11 protein-coding genes and 2 pseudogenes are annotated in these 17,753 nt (G+C 70.7%); 8 read left to right on the plus strand and 5 right to left on the minus strand.

Annotation, left to right across the window (positions count from 1 at the left end):
* The first annotated feature begins 21 nt into the window (after positions 1-21).
* Positions 22-2,055: an RICIN domain-containing protein gene (locus AB0H86_RS05370; protein WP_362433697.1), complete on the plus strand. Its 2,034-nt coding sequence runs from the start codon at positions 22-24 to the stop codon at positions 2,053-2,055.
* Positions 2,056-2,139: 84 nt separating this feature from the next.
* Positions 2,140-3,174, plus strand: a complete 1,035-nt coding sequence (locus AB0H86_RS05375; RefSeq protein ID WP_362433201.1) for a LacI family DNA-binding transcriptional regulator — start codon at positions 2,140-2,142, stop codon at positions 3,172-3,174.
* A gap of 113 nt (positions 3,175-3,287) precedes the next feature.
* Here the strand turns inward: AB0H86_RS05375 and AB0H86_RS05380 are convergent, their stop codons facing one another.
* The 4 genes from AB0H86_RS05380 to AB0H86_RS05395 all read right to left on the minus strand — a co-directional run bounded on the left by AB0H86_RS05380 (position 3,288) and on the right by AB0H86_RS05395 (position 8,749).
* The gene (locus AB0H86_RS05380) at positions 3,288-5,642 is read right to left on the minus strand and encodes a glycoside hydrolase family 3 N-terminal domain-containing protein (protein ID WP_362433204.1); all 2,355 of its coding nucleotides are present in this window, start codon (positions 5,640-5,642) and stop codon (positions 3,288-3,290) included.
* Between the two features lie 85 nt (positions 5,643-5,727).
* Complete coding sequence (locus tag AB0H86_RS05385) at positions 5,728-6,558, minus strand: carbohydrate ABC transporter permease (protein WP_362433206.1); 831 nt, start codon at positions 6,556-6,558, stop codon at positions 5,728-5,730.
* The gene (locus AB0H86_RS05390) at positions 6,555-7,406 is read right to left on the minus strand and encodes a sugar ABC transporter permease (protein WP_362433700.1); all 852 of its coding nucleotides are present in this window, start codon (positions 7,404-7,406) and stop codon (positions 6,555-6,557) included. The genes AB0H86_RS05385 and AB0H86_RS05390 overlap by 4 nt, the downstream gene beginning before the upstream one ends.
* A 98-nt stretch (positions 7,407-7,504) precedes the next feature.
* On the minus strand, positions 7,505-8,749 hold the full coding sequence (locus AB0H86_RS05395) for an extracellular solute-binding protein (RefSeq protein WP_362433208.1): 1,245 nt from the start codon (positions 8,747-8,749) through the stop codon (positions 7,505-7,507).
* Positions 8,750-9,361: 612 nt separating this feature from the next.
* Here AB0H86_RS05395 and AB0H86_RS05400 point away from each other — a divergent pair.
* From AB0H86_RS05400 to AB0H86_RS05410, 3 genes are all read left to right on the plus strand, one after another.
* Positions 9,362-10,573, plus strand: a complete 1,212-nt coding sequence (locus AB0H86_RS05400) for a hypothetical protein (RefSeq protein WP_362433210.1) — start codon at positions 9,362-9,364, stop codon at positions 10,571-10,573.
* A gap of 33 nt (positions 10,574-10,606) precedes the next feature.
* The gene (locus AB0H86_RS05405) at positions 10,607-10,858 is read left to right on the plus strand and encodes a hypothetical protein (protein ID WP_362433213.1); all 252 of its coding nucleotides are present in this window, start codon (positions 10,607-10,609) and stop codon (positions 10,856-10,858) included.
* A gap of 249 nt (positions 10,859-11,107) precedes the next feature.
* Positions 11,108-13,270: a SpoIIE family protein phosphatase gene (locus AB0H86_RS05410; RefSeq protein WP_362433215.1), complete on the plus strand. Its 2,163-nt coding sequence runs from the start codon at positions 11,108-11,110 to the stop codon at positions 13,268-13,270.
* A 332-nt stretch (positions 13,271-13,602) separates the two neighbouring features.
* Here AB0H86_RS05410 and AB0H86_RS05415 read toward each other — a convergent pair whose 3' ends face one another.
* Complete coding sequence (locus AB0H86_RS05415) at positions 13,603-15,849, minus strand: serine/threonine-protein kinase (protein WP_362433218.1); 2,247 nt, start codon at positions 15,847-15,849, stop codon at positions 13,603-13,605.
* 259 nt (positions 15,850-16,108) lie between these two features.
* Here AB0H86_RS05415 and AB0H86_RS05420 point away from each other — a divergent pair.
* The 3 genes and pseudogenes from AB0H86_RS05420 to AB0H86_RS05430 form a co-directional block, all read left to right on the plus strand.
* Positions 16,109-16,348, plus strand: a pseudogene (locus tag AB0H86_RS05420) (VapC toxin family PIN domain ribonuclease); the annotation flags it as partial.
* Between the two features lies 1 nt (position 16,349).
* Positions 16,350-16,589: pseudogene (locus AB0H86_RS05425) on the plus strand (potassium channel family protein); the annotation flags it as partial.
* Between the two features lie 316 nt (positions 16,590-16,905).
* Positions 16,906-17,739, plus strand: a complete 834-nt coding sequence (locus AB0H86_RS05430; protein ID WP_362433220.1) for a class II glutamine amidotransferase — start codon at positions 16,906-16,908, stop codon at positions 17,737-17,739.
* Positions 17,740-17,753: the final 14 nt, after the last annotated feature.

Below are 17,753 nucleotides of genomic sequence, written 5' to 3' on the forward strand. Positions count from 1 at the left end.
GCCTGCAACAAGAGCCCCTGCGTGCTCTACCCGAAGTCGGCCCAGTTGCCGAGCGGCCGGATCGTGGCGACGTTCGAGGACAGCGAGACCGCTCCGGTGGGGCAGACCATGCCCGTCTACAAGAGCGACGACGACGGCACGACCTGGGCGAAGCTTGCCGACGTCAAGGCCCCCGCCTACCTGTCCACCGACTCCGCGTACGCGAAGTACACGAGCAACTGGACGAACCCGTATCTCTACGTTCTTCCGCAGAGCGTGGGCAACCTGAGCGCCGGCACGCTGCTGCTCGCGAGCATCGTCTCGGGGGACGACCTCTACTACAAGGAGCAGAAGGCCGCGAACGCCGGCTGGACACCGACCAGCGACGGCGACCGCAAGGACGTGGCGCTCGCCCTGTACTCCAGCACCGACGACGGGGCGACCTGGAGTTTCCGGAACATCATCGCCGCCGGTGGCTGGCAGGGCGGCAGCGCGGGCAACGTCGGCCGCACCTCGACCGCCAACACGTACAAGCAGGTCGACCCGGTCTGGGAACCGCATCTGCTCGCCCACAACGGGCAGTTGATCGCCTACTACTCCGACGAGGACGACTACACCGGCTACGACACCGGCACCGGCGCCCCGGCCCTCGACCCCGCCAACACCACGGCGACGGACTCCGGCGGCCAGATCCTCATGCACCGGACCTGGAACGGCACCGGCACGTCCGCCTGGAGCGGCCCGGTCGTCGACGTCCCCGGCTCGACGGTGGCCATGGGAGGCGGCAAGACGGAGATCGGCGGCGGACGGCCCGGCATGACGACGGTCGCGCCGACCACCGACGGCAAGTGGATCATGACGTACGAGTACTGGGGTGGTGGGACGAACGTCCGGTACCGGATCGCCGACGACCCGACGAAGTTCTACGCGGGCACGGACGCGGCGATCACCTCGCTGCCCGTGCCGTCGGGCGGCAACACCCTCGCCACCGGCGGCAGTCCGGTCCTGCTCCCCATGCCCGACGGGCGGATCGTCTACAACGCGGCCGGCAGCGGAAGTGTGTGGGTGAACGAGTCCGGGCTGAGCACCGGCACCTGGAAGCAGTACCAGACGCCGATCGCCGCGGGGTACAGCCGTCACCTCCAGTACGTCGACGGGACCGGACGCGTGCTGATCCTGCAGGCGTCCTGGAGCGGCGCCAGCGTGGGGCCGGTGAAGTACGCCGAGGTCGACCTCGGCCGGTCCGACGGCGCCTACTACACCCTCGTCAACCGGCTGACCGGTCAGGCCCTCGCCCCCGCCTCCGGCAAGACGCAGGACGCGAACCTCACCGGCAATGCCGCCGACCTGGTCACGAGTGCCGTGAGCTCCTCGGACACCACCCAGCGCTGGCACACCCAGGCCAAGGGCTCCGACGTCACCCTCCTCAACAAGGCCGGCGGGCGCGCCCTCGCCGTCTGGACCGGCAGCGCGACAGCCGGCCAGAAGCTGGCCCAGTGGGTGGACGACGACGCCACCGACAAGCGGTGGACGCTGGTCGCCGCCTCCACCAGCGGGTACTACAAGCTCCGCTCGGTGCGGAACACGAGCCTCTACATGGCGGGCGCGACCGCGGGCGGCTCCGTCACCCTGGCCGCCTCGGCCAACGACGGCTCGCAGGACTGGAAACTGGTCCAGGACCCGCTCCCCACGGACTCGACGTTCACGCTCAAGGGCAGCTACTCCGGCCGCTGCCTCGACGTCCCGAACGGCCAGACCGGCGTCCAGGTCCAGATCTACGACTGCTCGGGCAACGCCAACCAGACCATCACCCGGACCAGCGCGGGCGAGCTGCGGATCTCCGGCAAGTGCCTGGCCGCGAACGGCGACGGCACCACCGCGGGCACCACGCTGATCCTGTGGGCCTGCAACGGCAGGACCAGCCAGCAGTGGGCGTTCCGCGTGGACGGCACGATCGTCAACCGCTCCAACGGTCTGGTCATCGACGTGACCGACTGGGGCACCGCCAACGGTTCGAAGGTCGAGCTGTGGACCGGCCTCGGCAACGCCACCCAGCAGTGGAGCAGAGTCCAGTAGTCGCACCAGCGGGCGCCGGAGTCTTGTCTGCCGGCGCCCGCTGCTGTTGCATTGCGCCAGGCCGCCAACGGGAGAACGAGGACAGTGACCGTTCAGGACAAGGGGCAGCTGGACGCGCAGTACGGCCTGCTGACGAGCATCGCCCAGGAGGCGGGGGTGTCGCTCAGCACCGTGTCCAAGGTGGTGCACCGGCGCCGTGACGTGGGCGCGAAGACCCGGTCCCGGGTCGAGGAACTGCTGGGGCGGTACGGGTACGTGCGCTCCTGGGACCAGGAGTCCGCCGCGTCCCGGCAGATCATCGCCGTCTTCCGGGACCTGTCGGGCCCGTACACCCTGGAGGTCGTCCGCGGGATCGTGGACGCGGCCGGTGAGCTCGGCGTCGACGTGGTGACCGGGACCACGAGCCGGCGGTCCATCTCCCAGTGGCTGGAGGAGTGTCTGGCGCTCGGCGCCGCCGGGCTGATCATCGTGATCTCCATGCTGGCCGAGGACGACCAGCGGCGGATCGTCGAGCAACGGCTGCCGGTGGTGCTGGTGGACCCGTTGAGCGCGCCGTCGGCCGACATCCCGAGCATCGGGGTCACCAACTGGAGCGGGGCCAGGGAAGCGGTCCAGCACCTCCTAGGTCTGGGCCACACCCGGATCGCCATGGTCGCGGGACGCTCGCACTCGCTGGCCGGCGCGGCGAGGCTGCACGGCTACCGGGCGGCGCTGGAGGAGGCGGGCATCGGTTACGACCCGGCGATCGTGAGCTCGACCGACTTCGACTACGACGAGGCGCTCTTGGCCGGTCTGAAGATCCTGCGCGGCGAGCGGCCGCCCACGGCCGTCTTCGCGGCCAGTGACGCCCAGGCGCTCGGTGTGCTGGAGGCCGCCCGCCAGCGGGGACTGCGGGTGCCCGACGACCTGGCGGTGATGTCCTTCGACGACACCCTGGTGGCGGCCATGGCCTCCCCGCCGCTGAGCGCGGTGCGCCAGCCGTTCGAGGAGCTGGGGCGCGAGGCCACCCGGGTACTGCTGTCGGCGGCCGAGGGCCGCCCGCCCGCCTCGCCGCGCATCGAACTGGCCACGGAGCTGATCCTCCGAGCCTCCACGGCCGCCCCGCGCGACCTTCGCTGAGCGGCACGAAAGGGCGGGCGGTCCCGTGCGGAAACTGCCCGCCCTCGCGGTGTGGGTCCTTCCTCAGTTCCGACCCTGAGTTCCGACCCTGAGTTCCGCCCTCGGTTCCGCCCTCAGTTCCGCTCGACCGCCGCCGGCACTCCGTGCTGCCGTATGACGCTCGCGTCCCGCTGCGCACCGACGAGCCGCACGCTCACCTCGTTCGGGGTGTCCCCGCTGGAGGACCCGGCACAGAGCAGGATCTCGCCGGGCTCGACGACGCGTCGGCCGTCCAGGCCGGTGAAGGCCAGGCGGTCGGTGTGGACGTCGAAGCGGACGCTCGCCTCCTCCCCCGGCTCCAGCGGCACCTTGGCGAAGACCAGCAGTGCCCGGACCGGCCGGGTGACCTGGGCGACCGGGTCGGTGAAGTACAGCTGGACGGTCTCGGCGCCGGGGACGGCGCCGGTGTTCCGCACCTTCACGCGGACCGTGAACTCGCCATCCGTGGGCACGAGTTGACGGTCCGCCTCCAGGCCGTGGATCTCGAACCCGGTGTAGGACAGGCCGTGCCCGAAGGGGAACGCGGGGGTCGGGTCCAGGTTGGACAGCCAGCTCTGCCGGTCGCCGAGCGGCGGGTGCAGATAGGTGTACGGCTGTCCGGCGGGCGAGTTGGGGATCTGTACCGGCAGCCTGCCGCTGAAGTTCGCGCTGCCGGAGAGGAGTTCGGCGACCGCTCGGCCCCCTTCCTCGCCCGGCAGGAAGACCTGCACCATGGCCGCCGTACCGGCCGCGAACCGCCCCACGGCGTACGGGCGTCCGCTGACGACGACGAGGACGACGGGCTTGCCCGTCGTGAGCACCGCCTCGACCAGTTCCTCCTGCACGCCCGGCAGCCGCAGGTCCTCGACGTCGCAGCCCTCTCCCGAGGTGCCGATGCCGAACATGCCGGGCTTGTCGCCGACGACCAGGACGGTGAGGTCGGCCGTGGAACTCGCCTCCACCGCGGCCGGAATGCCGCCCCGGTCCTCGTCCCGTATCGGGCACCCCGGCGCGAACAGCCATGTCACACCCGGGAGTTCATCCGCCAACGCGGCCCGGAGCGACACCGCCTCCACCCCGTTGCCGAGGTCGTCGCGGTCGGAGAGGACGTGGTTGGGGAAGCTGTAGCAGCCGAACATCGTGCGGACGTCGTCGGCGCACGGGCCGATCAGCGCGATCCGGCCGGCGGAGGGCAGCGGGAGGCCCCCGGCGTTGTGCAGCAGCACGGCACTGGACTGGGCGACGGCGTGGGCGAGTTGACGGTTCTCCGGCTTGTCCAGGTCCAGGGTTCCCTCGCGCAGGGCGGGCGACTGGGGGTCCCAGTCGGGGTCGAGGAGCCCGAGGGCGACCTTCTGCCGCAGGACCCGCCGCACGGCCAGGTCGACATCGGCCTCGTCGACGGCTCCGTCGCGGACGGCGTCGACGAGCGCGGCGCCGAAGCCGCGCTGGTCGGGCAGTTCGACGTCCAGGCCCGCGCGGAGAGCCAGCGCTCCCGCGCCCGGCAGATCGGCGGCCACCCGGTGCGCGCTCACCAGGAACGGGAGCGACCAGTAGTCGGAGACGACGGTGCCCTGGAAACCCCACCGCTCGCGCAGCACACCGGTCAGCAGCCGGCGGCTCGCGGCGGGGGCCTCGCCGTCGATCTCGGCGTACGAGTTCATGACCGAGCCCACTCCGGCGGCGACGGCCCGCTCGAAGGGCGGCAGGATGACGTCGGTGAGCTCGCGGTGGCCGATGCCGACCGGGGCGTGGTTGCGGCCGCCCATGGAGGAGGAGTAGCCGGCGAAGTGCTTGAGGGTGGCGTACACCCCGGCGCCCTGCAGGCCGAGGACATACGCCTCGCCCATCTCCCCGACCAGGTACGGGTCTTCGCCGTACGTCTCCTCGCAGCGCCCCCAGCGGTAGTCGCGGATGACGTCGACGACCGGGGCGAGGCCCTGGTGGACCCCGGCCGCGGCCATGTCGGTGCCGATGGCGGCGCCGACCCGCCGAATCAGGGCGGGGTCGAAGGTGGCGGCCATGGCCAGGGAGGTGGGGTAGATGGTGGCGCCGTAGGCCGTGAAGCCGGTGAGGCACTCGTCGTGGGCCATCGCCGGGATGCCGAAGCGGCTCAGCGCCATGATCTGCCGCTGGCGTGCGGCCAGCAGCCGGGCGTGTTCCAGGGCGGGGCGCGGGACGGTGCCGTAGGGGCGGGTGAGCTGGCCGAGGCCGAGCCGGGCGGTCTCGTCGAGGTCACCGACCCGGCCGAACAGGTTGGTGCCGGGGGCGACTTCGGGGCCGGCCGGCTCGACGTCCTCCCAGGCGCTGCCGAGCTGGGCGACCTTCTCCTCCAGGGTGAGCCTCGCCAGCAGCGCCTCGACGCGTTCGTCGACCGGGCCGGCGGGGTCGGCCCAGGGGCGGTCGTCGTCCGCCGGGGAGAGATCGGCGTGGTCCGGCGTGGTGGTCGTCATACACGACTCCTCGGGGGTTGTTGCGCGGGCATACCGAGGGCGGCCGGCGGCGTTGATGCCCCGACCGACTCCCTTCGGGCGTTGGCTACTTGGAGAATCCGGCGGTCAGTCCGGCGACCAGCTGCCGTCTGGCGAGGACGAACACGACCAGCATGGGAAGGGTGGACAGGACGACCGCCGCCATGGTCGCGGGCACGTTGATGCCGAACTGGCCCCGGTAGAGGGTCAGGGCGAGTGGCAGGACGGCCTTGTCGCCGCTCTGGGTGAGGATGAGAGGGAAGAGGAAGCCGTTCCAGACCTGGAGGCCGTCGTACACCGCGACCGTCACCAGCGCGGGCCTGGCCAGCGGCGCGGCGAGCGAGAACAGCATCCGCCAGTCGCCGGCGCCGTCCACGACCATCGCCTCGAACAGCGAACGCGGCACGTCCCGCAGGAAGCTGACCAGGATCATCACCGTCACCGGCAGCGCGAACGCCGCCGAGGGCAGCACGATCGCGAGCAGGCTGTCGTACATGTGGAGCCGGATGATCAGCAGGTACACCGGGATGATCACCGCCTGGAGGGGGATCGCCAGGCCCAGGAGGTAGAGGCGGAAGGACAGCCGCGACCAGGGATTGTTGTAGCGGACGATCGAGAAGGCCGCCATCAGCGCGACGACCACGGTGATCGCGACCGCCGCCGCCGTGACCACCACGCTGTTGAGCAGGTAGCTCGTGAAGTCGCCGTCGAGGACCGTCTGGTAGTTGTCCAGTGTCGGGTGGGCAGGAGGGGCCAGGGGACTCGCGGTCGTGAAGTCGGTGGCGCCGCGCAGACTGGTCACGACCAGCCAGTAGACGGGTACGACGACGAGCGCGGTCCATACGAGCGTGGCACCGCCGGTGACGGTGCGGCGCACGGTGGCGACGGCGGTACTCACAGGCCCTCCTGCTGGCTGTCCATCCGGGTGAAGCCGGACAGGCGGGTGGTGAGCAGCGACAGCGCGAGACCGAAGACCACCAGGAGGGTGGCGAGCGCGCTGGCCCGGCCCATGTCGTGGACCTGGAAGCCCGTGATGTACATGGCCAGCGGCAGCACGCGGGTCGCGGTGCCGGGGCCGCCGGTGCCTCCGGAGAGAACGAAGAGCAGGTCGAAGTAGGTCAGCGAGCCCACCAGCATCAGCGTGCTCGACGTGACGAAGGTGTACTTCAGCTGCGGGAGGGTGATGCGGAGGAAGCGGGTCACGGGTCCGGCGCCGTCGAGCGCGGCGGCCTCGTAGAGGGAGACCGGGATCTGCCGTATCCCGGCCTGGTAGAGCAGCGCGTGGAACGGCGTGAACTGCCAGGCGATCACGAAAATGACCGTATAGAGGGCGAGGTCGGGCGAACCGAGCAGGGGCTGGGCCAGCCAGTGCAGGCCGGGCGTGGCGCCGATACCGAAGGACGGGTCCAGCAGCGCCTGCCAGGTCAGGCCGATCGCCACGGCGGACAGCAGCAGGGGCAGGAACCACAGCACGGCGAACAGTGCGCGCAGCCGTCCCCGGGGGGCCTGGAAGACGCCGAGCGCGAGGGCGAGCGGCGTCTGCACCAGCCAGCTGATCACCATCACCTTGAGGGTGAGCCACAGCGCCTGCCAGGTGGCGCCGTCGCCCAGGACGCCGGTCCAGCTGGCGAGGCCGGCCCAGCCGACGGAACCCAGGCCGTCCCAGCGGGAGAGGCTGAGCACCAGCACGCCGACCAGCGGGACCAGGCCGAACAGGCCGAACAGGAGCAGCGCCGGGGCGGCCATCAGCAGGCCGCTGAAACCGCGGCGCCGCCCGCCACGGGCCGTGCCCGGCCGCGCCCTGTGGGACGCGACCGGACGCGACGTACGAACCGCGGTGGCCACTACTTCGCCGCCTTGCTCATGTCCGTACCGAACCCCTCGGGCGTGGTCTGCCGCAGGAACGACTTGTCCACGTTCGTCAGCAGCGGGTCGGCCTGGTCGGAGGGCAGGGCCTGGTCCCAGGAGAGCTGGAAGTTCGGGGAGTCCTGCACCAGCTTGTAGACGAAGGTCAGCCACGCCTTGTCGTCCGACTTGGCGTTCGCCAGTTTCGAGTCGAGCCCGTTGACCGGCGGCACGCTGCCGGAAGCGAGGTAGGCGTCGATCTGGTCGCCGTTCATGACGTAGTCCTTCAGGTACGTCAGCGCCGCGGACTTGTTCTTGCTCGCCGCGTTCAGCGACAGGAAGTTGGACGGGTTGCCGACGATGTCCTTCGCGTCCCCCTTGCCGCCGGAGAGCGACGGGAAGGCGACGTAGCCGAGGTCCTTCTTCGCGAAGTCCGGCGCGGCCTTGACCAGGTTGGCGTACTCCCAGGTGCCCATCAGCTCCATGCCGGCCTTGCCGGTGTAGAGCAGGGCGGTGGAGGCCCCCTGGTCGTAGTTCACGGACGAGGCGTTGTTGCCGAAGGCACCGGCCTCGGCGAGTTCCTGGAGGCGGGTGCCCGCCGCGGTGACCGCCGGGTCCTTCCAGCCCGCGGCGACACCGGAGGCGATCTTGTCGAACACCTCGGGGCCACCCGTGCGGTCCAGCAGGTACTCCAGGTACATCAGCGTCGGCCACTTGGAGTTCGCGGCGAGGGATATCGGGGTGACGCCGTCGCCCTTCAGCTTCTTCACGGCCGCGAGCAGGTCGTCGTACGTCTTCGGCGGTTCGACGCCCGCGTCCTTCAGGACCTTCTTGTTGTAGTAGAGGACGACGGGTGCGAGACCGTTCGCCGGGACGCCGTAGACCTGGCCGTCGAAGGTGGCGCTCTTCAGCACGCTGGGTGTGAACCGCAGCAGGTCCACCTTGGCGTCGGTGACGGTGTCGACCTTGCCCGCCTTCACGTAGTCGTCCAGCGCGCCGCCGCCCCAGTTGAAGAAGAGGTCCGGGGCCTGGTTCGCGCCGAAGGCCACGCGCAGCTTCTGCTTGTAGTCGTCGTTGGCGAAGAGCCGCAGGGTGAGTTTCTGGTCCGGGTGGTCCTTGTTGTAGGCCTCCACGGACTCCTTGAGGATCGTCTGGTCGTTGAGCGCCCACAGGGTCAGGCCCTTCGACGACGAACCCGCGGACGAGCCCGCCGGCCCCGAAGTCCCGCACGCGGCAAGGGACATGGCCGCCGCTACGGCGATGGCGGCAGCGACCCCGCGTCGCCCTCTCGGAATACTCGCACCGCTGACTCCGAGTGCCGGAATTCCGCGCATAATCTGCCTCTCTTCTCTTGGCATGCCGTATTCATGCGCCAGGCAGATGGGCGGCTGGTGCGAAATGCTTTCGGACGTCAACACCGCGGACGGCCTGCCTGCTGGACCGGGACACTGACACGGAATTCACAGCGGCGACAAGGGAGGGAAATTCCTCGGTTACGAAACATTTTCGCGCCCGAGCGTGACCGTGGATCGAACGGGCCGGTTCTTCCCATGGGCCCTGGCGCCGTTGCCGTCGTTGCCGCCGGGCGTACTCCACACGGCCCCGCCGGCCCACGACCGCCGCGATCCGGTGCGGTCGCACGCTCAGTACTGCCGACTCTCACCGTGGCGACGTGCCGGCTTAGTCGTTTGACCCCTCTGACCTGCGCGTCAACCCGACTCAGCTTGGTTCGACGAGCCCATCCAAGCCCGCCTGGCGGCCATCACCCTCGCTGGACGGACGGTACTGACCGCGCATCGATTGCCATAGTGGATGAAAATGGTCGAAACGTACGCCGAAACTGCGGAGGCGTGGCGATGCGCGGCAACGCCGAGAACGACGAGGGCTCCGTCGAGGAGTATGACGACGAGCGCGGTGACGAACTCGACGCCGAGGACAGTGACGAGCACGCCGATCCCGAGGCTTATGACGAGGAGCCGGTGCTCTACGACGAGGAGGACGCGGCCGGTGCGAGCCCTGACGTCTACCTCGACGTTCCGATCCTGAAGGTCGACGAGATCGACCTGGACGTCGAGGACCTGCGGGCGCATGTCTCGCTGCAGGCCGAGGTGCTGGATCTGCTCAAACTGAATGTGGGCGCCGACGTCACGCTCGGCCGGGTGCACCTGGGTATCTCGGGCGTCGAGGCACAGGCCCAGCTCAAGGTGCGTCTCCACCACGTCGCGAAGATCATCGACCGAGTGCTCGCCACGCTCGACCGCAACCCGGAGATCCTGCACGAGCTGGCGCGTGGAGTCGGGTCCGCCGTGCAGGACGTCGGCGGCGGAGCCCGCCAGGCCGTGGGGGAGCTGGGTACGGGTGCCGGAAGGGCCGTCCAGGAGGTCGGCCAGGGCGCGGGGACCGCCGTCCGGGACGTGGGGCAGGGCGCTGGTGCGGCCGTACAGGATGTGGGGCAGGGGGCCGGAGCCGCCGTACAGGATGTGGGGCAGGGGGCCGGTGCTGCTGTCCAGGATGTGGGGCAGGGGGCCGGTGCCGCTGTCCAGGACGTGGGCCGGGGCGCCGGCTCCGTCGCGCAGGATGTCGGTCAGGGAGCCGGCCGGGCCGTTCAGGACGTGGGCGGCGGTGCGGGGCGCGCGGTGGAGGGTGTCGGCCAGGAGACGGGCCGGACCGTCGGAGGCGCCGGTGAGGCGGCGGGCGGTGGTGCGGGGCGCGCGGTGGAGGGTGTCGGCCAGGAGACGGGCCGGACCGTCGGAGGCGCCGGCGAGGCGGTGGGCGGCACCGCTGGGAGTGTGGCCGAACAGGGCGCGGGTGGGGCGGAAGCGGCAGGCGACACGGCACGGGACGGCGGCCGCGCCGTTGCGGACGCCGCGGAGACGGCGAACGCCACCGCGGAAGGTACCGAGCCGGCCGAGCCGCGTGCGGCGCGCAAGGGCGCGGAGGGTGAGCGGGGCCGAGCCGGCCGGAGCCAAGACGGCACCCGCACGCGCCGGGTACGCGGAGAGGACGGGAAGCTGCCACCAAGGTCCAGTCGCCGTCATGCCGCCAGGAAGCCGGAGGAGCCGCCCTGAACGCGAGGCACGGGAGCCGAGAGCCCCGTGGGCGTGGGGGACATCCTGTTCCGGTCCACGGTTCGCGCCGAACGGCTCCGCTTCACGCGGGAACCCCGGACAGCCGTCCGCTTCCCCGGCACCGGGAAGCGGGAGTCGACGAGCCACAGTGACCGCACCCACCTGCCGGACCCGGTCATCCCCGGTCAGGAGTACCAGGACGTCACCGTCGCCTACCACCTTGCGACCCGGCTCGCCAGGGATTCGGAGGTCGGGCGGAGCGGCGACGACGGCACGGACGGATGATTCGCAGTAGTGCGCTGTTCATCGCCCGCGACACCCCTCCGGATGTCCGTGATCAAGGGGATGCTGAGCCTCGACGCCTGCGGACCGATCAAAGTACCAACTGTGCGGTCCGCTGATATAGGCGAAGTGGCCCCGGGTGTTATTGAATGAGATGTGAGGATGTGCGGTCAGGAGCTAGGACCCTGTCGCCCGGGTTCTGGTACGGCCCCGGCGCTGTGCTGGGGTTGGCGAGCGAGCTGAGAGACCGGCATGGACTCCACCCCCTCCCCCTCGTCTGCGTCGCCGTTCGACATGGTCAGCGGCGCTTTGGGGCAGTACATGCCACGCGGCGGAGCGGCAGCGGCCGCCGGTTCTGCCGATCCGCAGGGCGACAGCGCCGCACGCCAACGCGTACACGCCAACCCGGCCCCGGGCCGTCAGGAGCAGATCCTCGGCGCGGTCAACCTGGACCGGGATCTGAGAATCACCCGCTGCAATCTGGACGCCCCCGTGTTCGCGGGAGTGGAGGCCGTGACCGGGAGCCGGTTCGTCGATCTTCTGCCTCCCTGGGACGTACCGACGGTCACTCGGCGGTTGCTGCAGGTCCTCGAGACCGGTGAGCCGCACGTCGCCCGGGTCCAGCGGCTGCGGCGCAGCGACGGGTCGGAGCTGGTGGTCTCGATGAGCATCCTGGCCGCCGCGGCGCCTCAGGAGGGCCTGACCGTCACGCTGATCGCCATGGCCAGGAGGCTGCACCTGTACGCCGCCGAAACCGCGATCGGCACCTCGTTGGACATCGGCGAGACCGCGCAGTCACTGGCGGAGTCACTGCTGGCCTGGGGAGACGTGGCCGCCATCGACCTCGACTTCGCCGTGTGGACGGGCGAGATGCTCACCGAGCGGCCGCAGGGGCGCATCCATCTGCGGCGGGCGGCCCTGGTGCCGGACCGGGCGTGGCCCGACGGCTACGTAACGCCGGGCGACGACCTTCCCGGCGATGCGAGCCGCTTGCTGTCGCAGGCGATACGGCGTGACGATGCCGCGCAGGCCATCGTCATACCCGGCCGGGAGGCGATCGAGCGGGTACTCGGCAGTCCGCGGCTGGTACGTGCCCTGGTGCCCGGTGACCAGGCGGCGGGTGTGGCGTGCGTACCGCTGGTCCTGGACGGCGCGCCGCCCGTCGTTCTGGGTGTGGCGGAGGTCTGGCGGCGGGCGGACCGCCCCTTCGACGACAGCGAGCTGTTGGACCTGCAGGAGCTGGTGGCCAGGACCTCCCATCACGTCGACCTGGCCCGTCAGCACCAGCGCGAGCACACGCAGGTGCTGGCGTTGCAGCGCCGACTGCTGCCACGGTCCGGCGATGACACCATCGAGACTGCCGGCGTCTACCAGCCCGCCACCCCCGACAGCGCGGGCGTCGGCGGTGACTGGGCGAACAGCTTTCCGCTGCCGGACGGCCGTACCGCGCTGATGGTCGGTGACGTCGTCGGGCACGGCCTGGGAGCCGCGGCGACCATGGGACAGCTGAGCATGGAGGCCCGCGCGCTGCTGTCCGCGGGGCTGGCGCCCGACGAGGTGCTGGAGCACCTGGACGAGACCGTCACGCTGCTGGACGACGCGGATACCGGGCTGGCGGCCGGTTACAGCGCCCTCGGGTCGACCTGCTGCATCGCCGTCTACGACCCGGTCAGCCACCACGTGGCGCTGTCCAGCGCCGGCCACCTCCCCCCGATCCTGGTGCCCCCGGACGGGCCCGCCGGCCCGGTCGCCGTACGCCCCCACCCCGGGCTGGGCGCCGAGTTCGCGCTGCGGGAGCCGTTCGACGTGCACGCGTTCGCCGCACCTCCGGGCTCGCTGCTCGCCCTCTACACCGACGGCCTGGTGGAGGATCCCGACCTGTCGATCGACGAGGGCATCGGCAGGCTGGCGGACGCCGCGTCCGCGGTGCACCCCTGGGATGCCCTGCAGCCGGCCGCGCGGCGCGTGGTCTCCGCGCTGGCGCCCGGGCGCCAGCGCGACGACGTGACCCTGCTGCTCGCGCGCATGGTCGGCTATCGCAAGGGGGACACCGCGACCTGGCGTCTGCCCGCCCGCGCCGACGCGGCCGCCCGGGCCCGCACGCTGGTCTCCGCGCTGCTGGGGCGATGGCGCATCAGAGACGACACCCGGGACAGCGTGCTGCTGGTGGCCAGCGAACTGGTCACCAACGCGGTCCGCTTCGCCGACGGCCCCCTCACGGTACGGCTGATCAGGACCGGTCACGGGCTGCTGTGCGAGGTGGGCGACACCGGCAGCGGCAGGCCGCGGCTGGGCCGGCGCGGGCTCCTCGACGACGGTGGTCGTGGCTTGCGCGTCGTGCATGGACTCACCACCCGGTGGGGGGTGCGGTGGACAGACACCGGCAAGGTGGTCTGGGCGTCAGTCGCGAGGTGACGCGGCTGCGGGTGGGTCGGGCGGCGCGCGCTCGTCAGGCGGCGCCACCGACGGCGACCGCAGGTACGAGCGGCGACCGCAGGTACGGGCGGCGACCGTTGGTATGGGTGGCGACCGTTGGTACGGGTGGCGGGGTGCCAGGAGTCGGGGTCGTCCTGGTAGTGGACGCGCAGCCACTCCCACATCGCGGTGACCGTCTCCCGCACGGCGCGCGGCCCGGGCCGGAATTACTGCCGCGGCCCGCGGCCACCATCACCGAGCCACTCCCCGAAGCCCGCTCGACCTCTTCCGCGCCGACACGCGGTAGTCATGGACGCAGATCTGTCGGCCGGTCAGTCGGGCCCGTCCGGGCTCCGGGAGAAGGCCGTGTCTCCGGCCGTCGCCACGATCGCGTCCTTGACGAGCAGCACGCGCGGCGGGGTGTTCTGCGCCTTGTCCCCGGGGTCGTTCAGTGCGGAGGCGCGCCATACCTCCGCTCCGGTGCGGCTGTCCAGTGCCAGCAGGCGGCCGAAGCGGTTGGAGAAATAGACCCGCTTGTACGTCGCTGACACCGCGGGCGCGGACAGACTCTCCATGTCCGTCGCCTTCTGCCAGAGCTGTCTGCCGCTGTCCGCGGACACCGCGGTGACCGACCCGTTGGACCGGACGAAGTAGACGACGCCGTCCACAAGGGTGGCCGCGCCGGTCAGCGGACGTGCCAGGGGTATCCGTCTGACCTGCCCGGTTTCCGGGTCCACTCGCAGCAGCGCGTTGTACGGCCGTTCGTACCCGGCTTCGTACACGTCCTTCGCGGTCTGGGGGGCGAGGAACAGGGGTTGCCCGCCGACAGCGCCGAGCGCTTCCGCCTTCTGGGGCAGTGTGGCGGTTTCGGTCAGGCTGTCGGGTTCGAGCTTCATCAGGTCGACCGGGGCCTGGCCGGGCTCGGTGCCGGCCGAGCACAGGGCGTAGGGGACGCCGCCCAGCGCCGACGGAGTGCATACTTCGTCCAGCGAGGGCGCCCGCCACAGTTCCTTGCCGGACTGCCCGTAGGCGACGAATGACGAGTAGTCCGGAGACAGGGTCAGCAGTCCGCCGTCGTACAGGACCGGGTCCGCGGACTTGTTGATGTCGCGCTGCCAGCGCCGGTGCCCGGTATCGGCGTCGAGGGCCACCACGCGCCTGGTCGCATCGTCCGGATCCTCGTACACGTAGACCAGCCCGTCGCGAACGCCGATCGGCCGCGCCCCCTGAGGGCGGGTCCCGGTCCGCCACAGGGTGCGGCCGGAGGCCGCGTCGATCCTGGCGACCGTGAAGCCCGTACCGCCGCAGAACAGAGCGCTGCTCCCGTCCGCCACGCACCCGGTGGTCCCGTAGTCGAGAGGGACACCCTTCACGTCGTACCGCAGGGCCGTGCGCCAGGGCCGCCAGCCGTCGGGCAGGGACGCGGCACGGGCGGTGGTCGTGCCGCTGGTGTCGGAGGCGGCGATGGTGTCCGAGCCCGACATAAAGACAGCCACCCCGACACCCAGCCCCGTGACGGCCAGCGCCGTGCCGAGGCCGACGAGCAGCCTCCGGGGTCGGCGTCCCTTGCCGCCGGTGCCGGTGCCGGTGCCGGTGCCGGTGCCGGTGCCGGTCGCGGCGCCCGCGGTCGCGGCGCCCGCGGAGGTGGCGCCCGCGGAGGTGGCGCCCGCGGAGGTGGTGGCCGCGGAGGTGGTGGCCGCGCCCCGCAGAGTGGGGCGGAGCCGGGGTCTCGCGGACTCCTCCCTGGTCTCCGGGGGCGCGGCGGCGTCGGATTCCGGCAGTGCCTCGATCATGCGGTACAGATCCGCCAGTTCCGGCCGGGCAGCCGGGTCCTTGTCGAGACAGCGCTCGACAATGCGCAGGAGCGCCTCGGGCACCCCGGCGAGGTCCGGGGGTTCGTACATCACCTGATAGCCGGTCAGGTAGGGGCTGTCGGCGTCGAACGGCCCCGTGCCGACGGCCGCGAACACCATCAGTGACCCCAGCGAGAACACGTCCGAGGCCGGGGTGACGTCTCGGGGAGAGGCGAGCTGTTCCGGCGACATGAAGGGCGGAGTGCCGATCACCCGCCCGGTCATGGTGAGGCTCTGGTTGTCGGCAGCGCGCGATATACCGAAGTCGATGACGCGCGAACCGTCCTCGGTCATCAGGACGTTGGCCGGTTTGAGGTCCCGGTGCACCAGGCCCGCCCGGTGGATGTCGCGCAGCGCCTCGGTGAGCCCCAGTCCCAGCGCGCGCAGTTCCCGCTGGCTCAGCGGGCCGTCCTTCTTCACAAGTTCGGCAAGGCTGTGCCCCGGCACGTAGAGCGTCGCCATCCACGGCACTTCGGCATCCGGGTCGGCATCCACGACAGGCGCGGTGAAAGCACCGCTCACCCTGCGCGCTGCCACGATCTCCTGCCGGAAGCGTGTTCGGAACTCCTCTTCCTGGGCGTACGACGTGTGCACGAGCTTGACCGCGACCTGCCGTCCCGAGGAGGAGACGCCCAGATAGACCACTCCCATACCGCCCGCCCCGAGCCGACCGAGAAGGGTGTAACCGCCTATGGACTCCGGGTCTCCGGTGCTCAGGGGCGTCATCGCAGATCATCCTTCCCAGCGCCGGCCTGCCTCGGTGATCAGGGTAGGGCCTGCCGCCCCGGAACCGGAGCCGCCCGTACCGCGGATCGGTGGGGATCTGACGGACGACGAGTGGGCAGTGCTGGAAGCGCTGAGGCCCAGACAAGGAAGAGCGGGTGACGAGAATCGAACTCGCGACATCAGCTATCGAACTCGCGACATCAGCGTGGGAAGCGATGGCGCTTGAACGGACTTCATGGCTTTGGCCTGCGTTGATACATCCTGCTACGCGCAGCGCGCCGAGTTCCTGTACAGCGCCCGAAACGGTCGCGAGTACGACGAGATCGCGGAGATGTTCACCGACCTCTACCCCGACGCCTCGGTGCCGAAGAACGCGGGGCGCTGGATCAGCGCGGTGCAACACCGTATGGCCCAGGCCGGGGAGCATCGCAGTGCTTCGGCGGTGGACCTCGTCATCGCCGCCACCGCGGCCCACCACGGCTTGGCCGTCCTCCACGACGCTGGAGCGGGCCACACCCGGCAGCTTCACCGAGCCCCTCACCCGCACCGACGCCCTGTACTTCGCGCTCACCGTGTTCAGCACCGTGGGCTTCGGCGACATCACCGCCCGCACCGAAACGGCACGCGTCATGACGATGATCCAGATGGCCGGCGGAATCCTGCTCGTCGGGATCGCGGCCCGGGTGGTGGTCAAGGCCGTCGATACCGGCAGGCGGCGACGGGACCCGAAGAACATGTGACTGTGCTCTGAGCTCCTCGCAGTCGCCAGCCGTCCTGGCAGGTCTGTGGGCCAAGGGCATCGGAGCAGTGATCTCCGGGCTGACGGTCCGAGCCTTCTGCGACCGCATCGGCGCGACGGCCGACGGAGCCGTGCGTTCACGCGGAGCCGCCGAGGCCATCGAGGGGACCACTTTCGTCACTCACCTGTCCCGGGTGATGCGGAACCACATTCAGCGGGCCCACAGTGGAGATCGCCCTGATGAGCGGCAGCCGCTGGGCCTCCGTCGGGGGATGACCCCCGCGGCGTAATTCCGAACACCGGAAAGGTGGTAGCCGATGTGCCGGTGGCTCGCCTACACAGGAACGCCCGTCCTGCTCGACACCGTGCTCTACAAACCGGTCCACTCGCTGATCGACCAGAGCCTGCACTCCCGGATGGGCGTCGAAACGACCAACGGCGACGGGTTCGGCGTCGGCTGGTACGCACCGGACAACGGCACCCCCGCGGTCGTCCGGGACACCGGCCCGGCATGGAGCAATCGCAATCTGCGGGAGATCGCCGACCACGTCCGGTCCCCGCTGTTCTTCGCTCATATCCGGGCCACGACCGGCACCCCGGTGCAGCAGACCAACTGTCACCCGTTCCGCCACGGCCGTTGGATGTGGATGCACAACGGTGGGATCACCGACTTTCACCAGGTACGGCGTGATCTCGCCCTGGCGGTCGACCCGGAACTCTTCCTCGACATCGAGGGATCGACGGACTCCGAGATGATGTTCTACCTGGCACTGACCTTCGGTCTGGAGCAGGACCCGCCGGGCGCCGTCGCGCGAATGGTCGGCATGGTGGAACGGACCGGTCATGAGCACGGGGTGGAGTTTCCACTGCAGATGACGGTCGCCGTGACCGACGGGCAGCGGATGTGGGCCTTCCGCTACTCCAGCCAGGGAGCCTCCCGCTCGCTGTACTACAGCACCGAGGTGGAGGCGCTACGAGCACTCCACCCCGACGTGGCAGTCCTGAAGGAGGTGTCCGACGAGACCCGCCTCATCGTGTCCGAGCCGCTGGGCGATCTGCCCGGCGCCTGGAACGAGGTCCCCGAGAGCAGCTACGGCGTGGTGGGGCCCGGAGCGGACGACCTGCTCCCCTTCGCCCCGCAACCCGTGTAGTGATGGAGCGACTT

This window comes from Streptomyces sp. NPDC050997, assembly GCF_040660135.1.
Lineage (GTDB): Bacteria > Actinomycetota > Actinomycetes > Streptomycetales > Streptomycetaceae > Streptomyces.

Coding starts and splice junctions, on each gene's coding strand:
- AB0H86_RS05390 (WP_362433700.1), bottom strand. CDS start 7,406: ATGGCCGCCCCGGCGCTGCTCCTGTTCGGCCTGTTCGGCCTGGTCCCG.
- AB0H86_RS05430 (WP_362433220.1), top strand. CDS start 16,906: ATGTGCCGGTGGCTCGCCTACACAGGAACGCCCGTCCTGCTCGACACC.
- AB0H86_RS05410 (WP_362433215.1), top strand. CDS start 11,108: ATGGACTCCACCCCCTCCCCCTCGTCTGCGTCGCCGTTCGACATGGTC.
- AB0H86_RS05380 (WP_362433204.1), bottom strand. CDS start 5,642: ATGACGACCACCACGCCGGACCACGCCGATCTCTCCCCGGCGGACGAC.
- AB0H86_RS05415 (WP_362433218.1), bottom strand. CDS start 15,849: ATGACGCCCCTGAGCACCGGAGACCCGGAGTCCATAGGCGGTTACACC.
- AB0H86_RS05395 (WP_362433208.1), bottom strand. CDS start 8,749: ATGTCCCTTGCCGCGTGCGGGACTTCGGGGCCGGCGGGCTCGTCCGCG.
- AB0H86_RS05400 (WP_362433210.1), top strand. CDS start 9,362: ATGCGCGGCAACGCCGAGAACGACGAGGGCTCCGTCGAGGAGTATGAC.